The sequence below is a fragment of the Mannheimia bovis genome, assembly GCF_014541205.1.
GTDB lineage: Bacteria > Pseudomonadota > Gammaproteobacteria > Enterobacterales > Pasteurellaceae > Mannheimia > Mannheimia bovis.
Genome location: NZ_CP061280.1, coordinates 1,329,213 through 1,344,207 on the forward strand (window position 1 = coordinate 1,329,213; position 14,995 = coordinate 1,344,207).

The following is a 14,995-nucleotide window of genomic DNA, read 5'->3' on the forward strand; positions in this document are numbered from 1 at the left end:
AAGCGGGCGTTTTTTATGAGTTTTTTACAACTACTTGATGCGTTCAAAACCTTGTTCAAGATCGGCAATTAAATCTTCCACAGCTTCTAGCCCAACGTGAATACGGATCAGCGTTCCGGTGAGTTTCCGCTCAATAGCAGGGCGGATTTTGGCGATTTCTTCCGGCTGGTTGGCGAGAATGAGGGATTCAAACCCACCCCAAGAGTAAGCCATTGAAAATAACTCAAAATGCTCTAAGAAATTCGCTAATTTTTCTTGCGAGAGCTTTTCGCAAAGTTCAAATGAAAATAGACCGCTTGATCCTAAAAAATCACGTTTAAAAAATTCGTTACCCGGACAACTCTCAAGAGCTGGGTGGTAAACCGCTTTCACTTCAGAGCGTTGTGCTAACCAGTTGGCAATTTCAATACTGCTTTTTTCGTGTTGGCTCAAACGAATGCCTAAGGTACGTAAGCCACGAGCGGTGGTGTAGGCTGAATCAGCATCAACCATTTGCCCCATTAAGTAAGAGCCTTCACGCAATTTATCCCAGCAACGAGCGTTAGAAACCGCAGTGCCGATCATCACATCAGAATGTCCGACTAAATATTTCGTACCGGCTTGAATAGAAATATCAATGCCGTGTTCAAGTGCAGGGAAAAGTACACCGGCAGACCAAGTGTTATCAATCATAATCACTATTTCAGGGTTCACTTCACGAGCTACTTTCACCAAAGTTGGGATATCAGGCACTTCCATTGTAAGCGAACTTGGCGACTCTAAAAAAAGCACTTTAGTGTTAGGTTGAACAAGGGCTTTCAAGCCTTCGCCAATCATTGGGTCATAATAAGTTGTTGAAACGCCCATTCGTTTTAGAAGAACATTACAGAATTCTTGAGTTGGCTCATAAGCTGCTCCCGTCATTAAAACGTGATCGCCTTGTTCCACAAAGGCTAAGATGGAATTTGTTACCGCTGCGGCACCGCAGGGGTAGAGATAGCAACCTGCACCACCTTCTAATTCACACATTGCTTCTTGGAGTGAAAAATGGGTGAGAGTACCTCGTCGCCCATAAAATAAAGCCCCTTTATAACGGTTTTGAGTAGCATATTTTTTTTCTTCTAATGTTTCAAAAACTAAGGACGAAGCACGTTGGATAACAGGATTAACTGCCCCTTGTGTATAGCGTTTTTTACGCCCTGTATGAACAAGTTTGGTAGATAAATTTTTATAGTTAGACATTCTTCTCTCCTAATAAAATAAACAAGCGGTAAGTTTTTACAAATTTTTTGCAAAATCTTACCGCTTGTAATCCGTATTAACGGAAAATAAAACTGTTTTTTGGTCGGCTGCGTTTAAATTGGCTGATTAAAACAATCACGGCAAAAATCAGATAAACTGCAAAGGTAAAGATTAGCCATTGTGCCATTGAAAAACCAAACATTTCCCATTGGCTTTGGCTACAATTTACCGGACCGGGTGCAAATACTTGCGGTAACCATTTATCAAGCGGCAATGTTTGCGGAAAATCAACCTTAAATTCGCATTGATTCCAAGGCGAAGGATTAACTTGATAATCGTGATGTTTAAGTGCCAATGTTAAGCCTTTAAAGGCACTTCCCAGCCAAATCAAAATTGCCAACCAGCGAAGAACAGCGTAGCGGTTGCCAAGAAAACCTAAAACGCCTGCAAATAAAATACCAAATAAAGCAACACGTTCATAAATACACATTACGCAAGGAACTAAGCCCATTCCGTGTTGAAAGTATAGGGCGACACCTTCTAGCACAATACAGCTTAATACCAGAAAAAACCACGCACTGCGAGAGAGTGATAGATTTTTAAAATAATGGAGCATAATGATTCCTCATATCTATAAAACGCTTTTGTTCTACCTTATTTATCTATATTAGATTAGCGTGTAACAATCCAACCCCAATTCAGCATCAATTCAGTCATCGAAGGCAGTAAAAATTCTAATGCCAAGAAGCCGACAACTGAAAGTACAATGGTATAAGGTAATGCCATATACACCATTCTACCATAAGAGAGCTTAATTAACGGTGCAAAGGAAGACGTTAATAAAAATAAGAACGCAGCTTGCCCGTTTGGCGTTGCAACAGACGGTAAGTTTGTCCCTGTGTTAATTGCAACCGCAAGTAAATCAAATTGTGCTCGCTCTACAATTCCTGCATTTAGTGCGGTTTTAGCTTCATTAATATACACAGTACCCACAAATACATTATCCGAAATCATCGAGAGTAAACCGTTAAAAATATAGAATAATGAGAGCTGAGAATGTGGTTCTGCCGATAACACAAAGGCAATAATCGGTTCAAATAATTTTAAATCAATGATAACTGCAACAATTGAGAAAAATACAATCAATAATGCAGTAAACGGCATTGATTCTTGGAATGCTTTACCTAACGCGTGTTCATCAGTAATACCACAAAATGCTGTACAAATAATGATAATAGTTAAACCGATAATGCCAACATCAGCAAGATGCAATGCTAAACCAACAATTAACCAAACACCGGCAATGGCTTGTACGATCATTTTTAGCTTATCTTGCTTAGTCATTTTTTGTTCTTTTAATTGATTATAACGAGCAAGTACAATCCACACTTTACGAGGAAGTTTGTCGCCATAACCGAATAATTTGTATTTTTCCACTAAAAAACAAGTCGCAATGCCACAGATTAAAACTGGTAAGCTAACAGGCAGAACACGCAATAAAAACTCTGCAAACCCCCATTCGGCTTGTGAAGCAATAATTAAGTTTTGCGGCTCGCCCACCATTGTCATCACACCACCTAAGGCAGACCCCACACCTGCGTGCATTAATAGGCTTCTTAAAAAACCACGAAATTGTTCTAAAATTTCTTTATTAGTGAGAATTTTCTCATCATTGGTAATATCGGTTGAATCTTCAAAACTATTACCTGATGCAACTTTATGATATACCCCGTAGAAACCTGTTCCTACGCTGATAATTACCGCAATTACGGTTAGAGCATCAAGGAAAGCTGATAAGAAAGCAGCACTTAAACAGAAGGCGAGAGAGAGAATTTTTTTAGAGTGGATAGCTACAAGAAGTTTGGTAAAAATATAAAGCAGAAGTTGCTTCATAAAATAAATACCCGCTACCATAAACATCAGAAGCAAAATAACATCAAAATTCGCCACAATTTCGTGTTTAATATGCTTAGGGCTGGTCATACCGATAATTACAGCTTCAATGGCAAGTAATCCGCCCGGTTGCAAAGGATAACATTTCAACGCCATAGCAAGGGTAAAAATAAATTCAGCAACCAGAAACCAGCCTGCTACAAAAGGGCTAATGAAGAAATAAATGAGAGGGTTAATAATTAGAAATGCTAAAATACAGAGCTTATACCACTCAGGGCTTTTCCCTAAAAAACTTTTATAGAGAGCATCAAGATTACTCATAAAAACCTCAAAGTTGAAAAATAATATTGCAATTGTAATATAGATTAGATTAAAGGATAATAGGAAAATTGAATTTTATTTACAATAATTTAGTTATAAATAAAAAAACGGCGTGTTAAGCATAATTTTATGGGGGAGCTAATGGAAAACACGAGCATTTTAAAAGCACAAAGCCCGGCAGCATTAGCGGAAGAGTATATTGTAAAAAGTATTTGGAATAACCACTTTCCGGCAGGCACAGATCTTCCTGCAGAAAGAGAACTCGCGGAACGCATCGGCGTTACCCGAACAACATTAAGAGAAGTATTACAACGTCTGGCTCGTGAAGGGTGGTTGCATATTCAACACGGTAAGCCAACAAGAGTAAATAATATTTGGGAAACCGCAGGTCCGAATATTATAGGTACTATTATTAAGCTGGATAAAAACTATCTGCCTGTTGTGATCTCAAACGTAGTTTCACTCAGAACCCGTATGGCAGAAGCCTATATTCCTGAAGCGATTAAACTTGTGCCTGAAGAAAGTGCAAAACTCTTTGAAGGTTTAGATAATCTGGAAAATACAGCAACTGCTTATGCAGAGTTTGATTATAAATTGTTCAGGCAGTTTACCTTTTTAGCGAATAAACCTGTTTATGCTTTGATTTTAAACAGTTTTAAATCTATGTATCACCAAGTGGCAAAAATATTTTTTGATGACCCAAACAACCGTCAATTAACCTTAAATTTTTATCGTTCGCTACTTGCAGCCTGTATTGCAAAAGATAGCGAAAAAGCGACCGCTTGTATGGCGAAAAACCGCCAATCAAGTGGGGAAATTTGGAAAAAATTATCCGCTAATATTCCCGAAAGTTTCGGTGAACTTTAACAGCGAACCTTAACAGAAGGTAACACTTTGAACGAAATTATTTTTAGTTTAGAACCCCAAGACAACGCACGTCTACAATCACTTTGCGGTGCGTTTGACGAGCATTTAGCTCTTATCGAAAAAAGTTTTAACCTGGTTATTTCCCGCCAAGGGTTTAACTTTACCATTCAATCTGCAGACGAAAACCATTACTCTGCTAGCCTCATTCAAAATAGCGTAAAGCTCATTAAACAACTCTACAACGAAACTGCACCGATTAAAGGCAAAATCAAAGAGTTGGATTTAGAAGACGTACATCTAGCCATTCAAGAAAGCCGAATGTTGTTGCAAAACCAATGGCAAGCAAGTACACAAGGTGAGATTGCAATCAAAACCAAACGGGGTGTAATTAAGCCGAGAGGTGAGCATCAACAAGCCTACCTCCGCAATATTTTAAGCCACGATATCAGTTTTGGTATTGGACCGGCAGGCACAGGGAAAACCTTCTTAGCGGTAGCAGCGGCAGTTGAGTCTTTAGAACGCCAAGAAATCCGCCGTATTTTGCTGACTCGCCCAGCGGTTGAGGCAGGGGAGAAGTTGGGCTTCCTACCCGGGGATTTAGGGCAGAAAATCGAACCTTATTTACGTCCTCTATATGATGCTCTTTTTGAAATGCTCGGTTTTGAAAAAGCTCAAAAATTAATGGAACGAGGTGTGATTGAAATTGCACCACTTGCTTATATGCGTGGGCGAACGCTAAATGATGCCTTTATCATTTTAGATGAAAGCCAAAACACCACCACCGAACAGATGAAAATGTTCTTAACCCGTATTGGCTTTAATTCCAAAGCAGTGATTACAGGTGATGTTACTCAAGTGGATTTACCTCGTAGTCAAAAATCAGGTTTAAAACACGCAATGGAAGTGCTAAAAGATGTGCCTGAGCTGAGTTTCAATTTCTTTGACAGCAAAGATATTGTTCGCCACCCAGTGGTTGCGAAAATCGTCCAAGCCTATGATGTTTGGGAAGCCGTTGATGAAGAAAGACGAGAGCAACGTAAGTTGGAAAAACTCGCCCTAGAGCAAGAAAAAATTCTGGCACAAGCAGAGGTTTTATAACCTACAAGCGGTCGCTTTTTCTGATTTTTTTACAAGGTAGTAAGTGTATTGAGTTCGCTCTTCGCTTAATCCAGCAGCAGGCTTGCTATTTAACACGCCTCGAAAATGTAGCACAGTATGCAAATAAACCTTTAAAAAACTTACTGAACTTTACATTTTAAGTGTATTATTTCCTATAGAAATAATCTGAAATATGCTAATATAGCATTGCTTTTGGATTGATCTCCAAAGCGATAGCTAAAAGCGATTATTGCGATTTGTCTATTGCAAAGTTAAATTTTATAGATCATTGTTATATTGCAATGATTTTTTTATTTTTACATCAAGGAATATAAAATATATGAACAACATTTTTAAAGTAATTTGGAATCATAGTACGCAATCTTTTGTGGTTGCTTCTGAATTGGCAAAATCACAGGGGAAATCATCTACTTGCACGGTTGGTACTGCCAAAAGTGCAGGTAATTTTACTAAAGGTTTAGTGTTATCTGCTCTATCTTCCGCTGTGATGATGGCAAGTGGTGTAGCAAGTGCGGCAACACTTGAGAGTGCTGGTACTGTAGTGGCGACAACAGGTGATGGCACTTTAAATCTTGGTGCCAACCAAGCCTCAGGCAGTATCTATATGACCACAGGTAATGCACCACACGCAATGAGTGAGGGTAAAAACAGCATCTCTATCGGTAGTGGTGGACGAGATGACGGAGCCTGGTTAAATGGTCAAGACCAAATCTTTATTGGTATGGGTATCGCAAACCAAGATGCTTACGGTGGAGTGGCGATTGGTAACAAAAGTCGTATTGGTGGAGGCAATGGTGATGCTTATGGCACTACTGTGGGTTACAACTCACAAGCCTACACGATGGGCGTGGCAATGGGGGCGTTTTCTAATGCAGACATTGGTGATGCGGGTGTGAAAGGCGATGGTGCTATCCACGGCGGTGTGTCAATTGGTGCGTTTAGCCATGTAGACAATGGTAATGCTGGCACAGCGGTAGGTACAGGTGCTTATAGTAATAGTGCTAACAGCACTGCGATTGGTGCATTCTCACGTGTACAAAGTAACAATTCTACCGCTATGGGTAATCGTACAAATGCAGCATCTGTCAGCTCTATTGCTATTGGTGATGGTGCTTTGACAGGTATTACTTATGCAGCAAACTCTACTTCCATCGGTCAACAATCAGTAGCACTAGGGAGTAACGCCATTGCCATTGGTAAAGGTGCCATCTCGGGTAATGACCAAGGTATGAAAAATGTGTATGCAAGCCAATTAACAGAGGCTCAAGCTACCTTGGCTACTGCACAAACAGCTTATACCAAGGCTCAAGAAGCATATAATGCTGCGGGTGCCAAACCTGATATTGCATTGGCAGATGCGTTGGCAAAAGCTAAAGTTGCTGTAGAGCGTGCTGAAGAAAATGTGAAACGCTTGACCTTACTTGGCGAAAAAACAGATGGCACTTTACCAAATGCGGGTTCGACAATTGCTATTGGCGATGTGGCAAAAGCACAGGCGAACCGAGCCATAGCTGTAGGCTATAATGCAAACGCTTCAGGATTATCAAGTGTCGCTATGGGTGATGAAGCCAAAGCAAAAGGTAAAACAGGTGTAGCGATTGGTCAAGGGGCTACGACTGCCGTCACTGGCGATAGCAATATTGCGATTGGTCAAGGGGCATCTGCTGATGGTCTGGTGGCAAACCACGATGCAATTGCTATTGGTGCAAGAACCGAAACAAAAGGTCAGAATGCCGTTGCTATCGGTGCTCAATCCAAAGCTCTTGCTAATGGTGCCTTAGCCGTGGCGGCGGGTACAGGTAAGGGTGGTAGTGTTACCACTTCTCAAGGGGAGTTCTCTATAGCCATCGGTGCTGGCACACAAACAGCAGTAGGAGCACAGCACTCTGTCGCTGTTGGTAGTGTGGCTGAAGCCAAAGCTCTTTATGGCTCAGCATTTGGTCCAAATGCAAAAGCGAATACTGGTTATGCCACCGCTTTAGGTGGATTTACCACTGCAACAGGTGAGGGTAGTACAGCAGTGGGCTTACAAGCAAGTACAAATGCAGAGTCTGCATTGGCAGTAGGTCGTCAAGCCTCTGCAAGCGGTTTAAACTCAATGGCAATGGGTAAAAACGCTCAGGCTGATTCTCTTGCTAATATTGCTATCGGTGAAAATGCCAAAGCAGTCACCGCAGATAAGAATACAGGCGATAAAGATGGCAAAAAAGATGATAATGCAGGCATTAACAAAGCTATCGCTATCGGTTCCAATGCACAAGCAACCAATGCAAAAACAATTGCAATAGGCGATGCGGCTAATGCCTCTGGCAAGAATGCCAACGCCATCGGCTCACAAGCTGTGGTGAGCGGAGAGGAATCCACAGGTATCGGTACTGCTGTTTCGGTAACAGGTAGTCATGCAACCGGTATCGGTCAGCGTGCTAATGCAGCAGGAACTCAGTCTGTCGCTATTGGTACTCAATCCATTACCACTGCTTATCGTGCAACGGCTATTGGTCGTTCAGCAACTGCTGCAGGGTCAAGAGCGACTGCACTGTCTGCAGACTCAAGTGCTTTAGGCTCTGACAGCTTGGCAATGGGAGCTTATGCTCGCACAACAGCTGCAAGTGCAACTGCGGTTGGTCATGGGGCAGATGGTGTTGCAACTAATGCCGTTGCTCTAGGTCGTAAAGCAACCGGACTTGGCACCAGCTCTATCGCCATTGGTGAAAATGCCATTGCAGGTGGCAATGCAGTAGCTAAAGAGGCATATAACTCTGCCTATAAAACAGCTTATGAAGCGAAAGAAAAAGCCATCTATGATGAAGTATTTGCTGCCACATCGGGTACTGAGGCTCAAAAAACAGCTGCAGCGGATGCAGCCAAAATTGCCCGTCAAGCAGAAATCATTGCTGCTGGTCATCAAGCTGGTCAAGCTGCTATTGCTAATGCAGGCATTGAATCTATTGCTATTGGCAAAGATGCAATTGCTACAGGTACACAATCAATTGCTATTGGTGTCGGCAACCTCGTTTCAGGCAATAACGCAGGTGCATTTGGTGACCCATCCATCGTAGCAGGTGCAGCTTCTTACACCTTTGGTAATGACAATGTGGTCGGAAGTAGCACCACAGGGGCTTTTGCACTGGGTAATAACAACCAAATGGGGGCAACGCCATCTTATCAAGGTTCTACCAAAAAAGTTGATGCTACTCAGCCACTAACTGATTTGGCTGATGTCTCAGGCTCGGTTGCCATTGGTAATGAAAACAAAGTAACCACCAAGGACACCTTTATTCTAGGTAGTGGTATCAACACCGCCGCTGACGGCAAAACTGCTCAAAGTGGCACAGTGGCAAACTCCGTGTATTTAGGTAAAGACAGTACCGCTGTTGCAAATGTAGGCAACAATAAAACCGCTACGGATGCCAATGGTGCAACCACTACAGGCGGTGCAACAGGCACAGTAAATACTGCCACTGTAAATAATCTAACCTATATTGGTTTTGCAGGTGTAACCAGTGCAGGTGCGGTTACTGTGGGTTCAGCAGGTGCTGAACGCCGTCTGATGAATGTGGCAGCGGGACAAATCTCATCAACTTCTACTGATGCCATCAACGGTTCTCAATTGTACGCCGTAGCTGACAAATTGGGTCAAGGCTTTAATGTCCTAGACCATGCAGGTGCCACAAAAGGCACGGTAACCCCCGGTGAAAATGTCCAGTTCGTTAATGGTACTAATACCACTGCCAAGGTAACGGAAGAGGCTCACGGCATAACCAAAGTAACCTTTGATGTTACATTGCCAACAGCGACAATCACTCAAAATCCAGGCTCATCTCGTTTTAACGTAACGGCAGCTCAAGGTGATAACTATGTTACCGCTCGTAATATGGTAACTGCGCTGAATAACACTGGTTTCTTCCTGGCAGTTGCACCAAATGGTGGAGAAGCGACAGGTGACCCATCTGACAAGAAAATTGCTCATGGCGATACCTTTACTTTAACCGCAGGTGAAAACATTGCCATTAACCAAATCGACAATGGTTATGAAATCTCTGCCAAAGCACCAGCACAAACCGTAGTTTCAGGCGGTAACGGCACAACGGTTACCAATGTAGGTACAGCTGAAGAGCCGAACTACCAAGTGATTGCTCGTGTTGATGGAAATACAGTAGTATTTAACGGCAATGGTCAAATCAGTGCCAATACCACAACATACAGACCAGGCACAACAGGCACAGTAGGTAATCCAAACAATCCTAATGCTTTGGTAAATGCCCAAACCATCGCCAATGCCATTAATCAGTCGGGCTTTAATGTAACGGCTGGTAGTGGTGTTGATGGTGGTAGTGTAACAGGCAAAAGCACTGAGCTTGTCAATCCGGGCGAAACTGTTACCTTTGACGCTGGCAAAAATATGAAGCTGGTACAAGAAAACGGTAAGTTTACCTATGCAACCAAAGACGATGTTAGCTTTAACGATGTAACAGCAAACAAAGTCACTGCACCGACAATCACGACAGGCGGTACAAACCCAGTTACCATCAGCAATAACACGATTACAGGTTTAAATACGACGCTTGCGGAAAATCCAAAACCAGCTCAAGCCAAACCTGCTGATATTGCTAATAAAACTAGCAATGCTGCAACGATTGGTGATGTGCTAAATGCGGGTTGGAACTTAAAAGCGAACGACCAAGATGTTGATTTTGTGAAGCCGTATGACACGGTTGAATTTAAAGATGGTTTAAATACCAAAGTAGTTGCTAAGGCAAGTGAAGACGGTAAAAGCAGTGAGTTGGTTGTAAATGTAGTTGGTTTACCGGTAAGTTACACGACGGCAACAGGAGAACCTGTTGTGAAAGTGGGCGACAAGTTCTATAAAGTAGACGACAAAGGTGAGCCGACAGGTGAAGCATTAACGGAAGAAGAAGCGGGTAAACTCGTTGCGAATATGGTTAATCCATCGGCGAAACCAAACGAGTTAGGTAATAGCATTACGTTAGGTAATCTGACTTCAGGCGTGAATTTACTTGATGGCACGAACCGTGGAGATAAGCCGACAGCTGACACTCCGACAGCGATTGATGTGAGTAGCCCACTGGGTAAATCGTTGAAAGATGCTTACAACGGTTTAGCTGATTTAGCGAATGCTCCAAAAAGTAATGCGGTAACAGTTGGTGATTTACGTAATTTAGGCTGGGTAGTTTCGGCAACAGGTAACGACTATGCTGATGATGTAAGACACGCAAATGAAGTTCGTTTTGTGGGTAAAGGTTTAGCGACAGTAACGGGTGAGACTAAGGATGATGTTCGTACAATTACTGTAGATGTAGATGCACAAGACGTAGTACAAAATGCACAATTACCGGTGGTGTATACAAAAGCAGACGGCACAAAAGTAGAGTTAGCAAACGACGGCAACTTCTATCCGGAAGATAAAGTCAATGCTGACGGCTCGTTGGTAGATGGCACAACGGCTGCAGACCAAGTAGCGAAAGGTGATGTGATTGCGTCATTGAATAGTGGCGATAACGACACAACCAGCCCAACGACACTGGCGAATGTGAAAGGCAACTTACCGACGGTGAATGATGAGAGCAAAGTGGTAAACAATCCTGACGGTACAGAAAAAGTGGCTTCAGCGGTTGAAAACATCACTAAAGCCCCATTAACGGCACAACAAGCGGTCGAAGTTATGCAAAAATCTGCAAATAATGCAGCGACAGTAGGCGATGTATTAAATGCGGGTTGGAACTTAAAAGCGAACGACCAAGATGTTGATTTTGTGAAGCCGTATGACACGGTTGAATTTAAAGATGGTTTAAATACCAAAGTAGTTGCTAAGGCAAGTGAAGACGGTAAAAGCAGTGAGTTGGTTGTAAATGTAGTTGGTTTACCGGTAAGTTACACGACGGCAACAGGAGAACCTGTTGTGAAAGTGGGCGACAAGTTCTATAAAGTAGACGACAAAGGTGAGCCGACAGGTGAAGCATTAACGGAAGAAGAAGCGGGTAAACTCGTTGCGAATATGGTTAATCCATCGGCGAAACCAAACGAGTTAGGTAATAGCATTACGTTAGGTAATCTGACTTCAGGCGTGAATTTACTTGATGGCACGAACCGTGGAGATAAGCCGACAGCTGACACTCCGACAGCGATTGATGTGAGTAGCCCACTGGGTAAATCGTTGAAAGATGCTTACAACGGTTTAGCTGATTTAGCGAATGCTCCAAAAAGTAATGCGGTAACAGTTGGTGATTTACGTAATTTAGGCTGGGTAGTTTCGGCAACAGGTAACGACTATGCTGATGATGTAAGACACGCAAATGAAGTTCGTTTTGTGGGTAAAGGTTTAGCGACAGTAACGGGTGAGACTAAGGATGATGTTCGTACAATTACTGTAGATGTAGATGCACAAGACGTAGTACAAAATGCACAATTACCGGTGGTGTATACAAAAGCAGACGGCACAAAAGTAGAGTTAGCAAACGACGGCAACTTCTATCCGGAAGATAAAGTCAATGCTGACGGCTCGTTGGTAGATGGCACAACGGCTGCAGACCAAGTAGCGAAAGGTGATGTGATTGCGTCATTGAATAGTGGCGATAACGACACAACCAGCCCAACGACACTGGCGAATGTGAAAGGCAACTTACCGACGGTGAATGATGAGAGCAAAGTGGTAAACAATCCTGACGGTACAGAAAAAGTGGCTTCAGCGGTTGAAAACATCACTAAAGCCCCATTAACGGCACAACAAGCGGTCGAAGTTATGCAAAAATCTGCAAATAATGCAGCGACAGTAGGCGATGTATTAAATGCGGGTTGGAACTTAAAAGCGAACGACCAAGATGTTGATTTTGTGAAGCCGTATGACACGGTTGAATTTAAAGATGGTTTAAATACCAAAGTAGTTGCTAAGGCAAGTGAAGACGGTAAAAGCAGTGAGTTGGTTGTAAATGTAGTTGGTTTACCGGTAAGTTACACGACGGCAACAGGAGAACCTGTTGTGAAAGTGGGCGACAAGTTCTATAAAGTAGACGACAAAGGTGAGCCGACAGGTGAAGCATTAACGGAAGAAGAAGCGGGTAAACTCGTTGCGAATATGGTTAATCCATCGGCGAAACCAAACGAGTTAGGTAATAGCATTACGTTAGGTAATCTGACTTCAGGCGTGAATTTACTTGATGGCACGAACCGTGGAGATAAGCCGACAGCTGACACTCCGACAGCGATTGATGTGAGTAGCCCACTGGGTAAATCGTTGAAAGATGCTTACAACGGTTTAGCTGATTTAGCGAATGCTCCAAAAAGTAATGCGGTAACAGTTGGTGATTTACGTAATTTAGGCTGGGTAGTTTCGGCAACAGGTAACGACTATGCTGATGATGTAAGACACGCAAATGAAGTTCGTTTTGTGGGTAAGGGTTTAGCGACAGTAACGGGTGAAACCAAGGATGGCGTGCGTACAATTACCGTTGATACAACCAAGTTAGAGCAAGATATTGGAGCTTCTAAAGAAGATGTTGTTTCTTCCGACGGTTCAATCAGCGTACAGCGTGATGTTAATCCAGTGACTAAAGCAACGACCTTTGATGTATCTGTCAATACTGACAATACCACCATTACCAAGGATAAAGATGGTCAGTTAATAGCTCAAACCGTTGAATTAGCAAATGATCAAGAAACTGGTAAGGTAAACGTGCCAACCATTGGAGGTCAATATGTGGGTAATTCGCTGGTAACTGCTAAAACAGTGGCTGATGCGATTAATAATTCTGGCTTTAAGCTAACTACCAGCAAATCTGATGGTGAAGTGGCAGGAACAACGACTGAGTTGATTAATCCAAGCGATACCGTAACTATTGATGCGGGGCAGAACATCGCTATTGTTCAAGCGGGTGGTAAAATTAGTGTTGCAACTTCTAAGAATGTTAAATTTGATAGCGTAGAAAGCAATTCGGTTACTGTTCCAACGAGCAATGGTAGTTCAGTTATGATCAATAACAAGGGTATTGATTTAGGCGGTAACAGAATTACTAACGTAGCCGCAGGTGTAGCAGATACCGATGCAGTGAATGTAAGCCAGTTGAAAGATGTTCAAAACTCAATCAATAATTCAGGCTTTACACTTAAAGCATCAGGTAATGTTGAAGGGAATGCAACACCAGAGAAAATCGGTCAAAATGGCACGGTTGAAATGGTGGCAGGTAAAAACCTTACTGTTAAGCAAGAAGCAGATGGTAAGATTACTTACGCAACAGCAAACGATGTAGATTTCAATAATGTAACGGCGACTAACTCTATCGGCATTACCAATGGTCCGACAATGAATACCACAGGCATTAATGCTGCAGGTAAAAAAGTAACCAGCGTTGCCGATGGCGATATTAGCCCAACCAGCACAGATGCCGTAAATGGTTCACAAATCTATGCGTTAAGTGGCGGTAATATCAACAAGGTTGGCGATTACACCGTAACTAACCCAGATGGTACAAAAACCACTTACCAAAATGTGGTGTTAGATGAGAATGGGGAGCCTGTGTTAGTTACTTACAATGTGAAAACACAAGGTGAACATATTACAAATAGCGTAATTACCGCAATTAATAATATGAACACTCAGGGCATTAAATTCTTCCACACAAACGATGGTAAAGCGGATAGCACAAGACCTGCTGACCAACGTTATAATAGTGAAGACTCGAGTGCTTCAGGTGCGTATGCAACGGCGGTGGGTTATCAATCTGAAGCAAGTGGCACATCAAGCGTGGCAATGGGTAACAACTCAACTGCTGCCGGTGAAAATGCGATTGCAATTGGTGTGAATAGCCAAGCGAATGCGAAAAATACCATCAGCATTGGTAACGGTAATATCGTCAATGGTGAGAACTCAGGTGCATTCGGTGACCCAAGTGTGATCGATGCAACAAACTCTTACTCAGTGGGTAACAACAACACTATCGCCGCAGGTCAAAGCGATGTGTTTGCCTTAGGTAACGAGATCAAAGAAACAACATCAAACTCTGTGTTCTTAGGCTCGAAATCAGGCTCATTTGAGCAAAAAGGCTCAACACGTGGAAACAATGGCGTGCACAAGAAAACTGCGAACAGTAACTACACTTACAAAGGCGAAAATGATGCTAATGTGGCTGGTGTAGAAAATGCAGTCGGTGTGGTTAGTGTGGGTAACGCAAACGAAACCCGTCAAATTCAAGGCGTGGCAGCAGGTGTGGTATCTGAAACCTCAACCGATGCAATCAACGGTAGCCAGTTACATTACACTAATAAAGCGATTGGCGATGTGAAGAACGACATCAACAAGTTAGGCAATGCGATTAATAAAAATAATCGTAACCTCCGTGCAGGTATCGCAGGGGCAAATGCAGCAGCAGGTTTACCGCAAGTTTACTTACCGGGTAAATCAATGGTTGCAGCTTCAGCAGGTACATTCAAAGGCGAAGGTGCATTAGCAGTTGGCTACTCTCGTGCAAGCGATAACGGCAAAGTTATCTTGAAATTACAAGGTAACGCTAATACTCGTGGCGAAGTTGGTGGTTCTGTTGGTGTAGGTTACCAGTGGTAA

General features: G+C 42.6%; 6 protein-coding genes. 3 read left to right on the top strand and 3 right to left on the bottom strand.

The annotated features are described in order from the left end of the window. Positions 1-30 precede the first annotated feature (30 nt). The 3 genes from metC to nhaB form a co-directional block, all read right to left on the bottom strand. The gene (gene metC, locus ICJ55_RS06650) at positions 31-1,221 is read right to left on the bottom strand and encodes a cystathionine beta-lyase (protein ID WP_188156097.1); all 1,191 of its coding nucleotides are present in this window, start codon (positions 1,219-1,221) and stop codon (positions 31-33) included. 76 nt (positions 1,222-1,297) lie between these two features. Next, complete coding sequence (gene dsbB / locus ICJ55_RS06655; protein WP_188156098.1) at positions 1,298-1,837, bottom strand: disulfide bond formation protein DsbB; 540 nt, start codon at positions 1,835-1,837, stop codon at positions 1,298-1,300. Positions 1,838-1,893: 56 nt separating this feature from the next. After that, positions 1,894-3,435 (bottom strand): sodium/proton antiporter NhaB, encoded by a 1,542-nt coding sequence (gene nhaB / locus ICJ55_RS06660; protein ID WP_188156099.1) that lies wholly within the window; start codon positions 3,433-3,435, stop codon positions 1,894-1,896. Between the two features lie 141 nt (positions 3,436-3,576). On the opposite strand from nhaB, the gene fadR reads away from it, so the two are divergent. The 3 genes from fadR to ICJ55_RS06675 all read left to right on the top strand — a co-directional run bounded on the left by fadR (position 3,577) and on the right by ICJ55_RS06675 (position 14,995). Continuing rightward, positions 3,577-4,302 carry a fatty acid metabolism transcriptional regulator FadR gene (gene fadR, locus ICJ55_RS06665; protein WP_188156100.1) on the top strand — a complete coding sequence of 242 codons (726 nt, stop codon included), beginning with the start codon at positions 3,577-3,579 and terminating at the stop codon, positions 4,300-4,302. A gap of 27 nt (positions 4,303-4,329) precedes the next feature. Next, positions 4,330-5,400 (top strand): PhoH family protein, encoded by a 1,071-nt coding sequence (locus tag ICJ55_RS06670; protein WP_188156101.1) that lies wholly within the window; start codon positions 4,330-4,332, stop codon positions 5,398-5,400. A gap of 340 nt (positions 5,401-5,740) precedes the next feature. Next, positions 5,741-14,995 (top strand): YadA-like family protein, encoded by a 9,255-nt coding sequence (locus tag ICJ55_RS06675; protein WP_188156102.1) that lies wholly within the window; start codon positions 5,741-5,743, stop codon positions 14,993-14,995.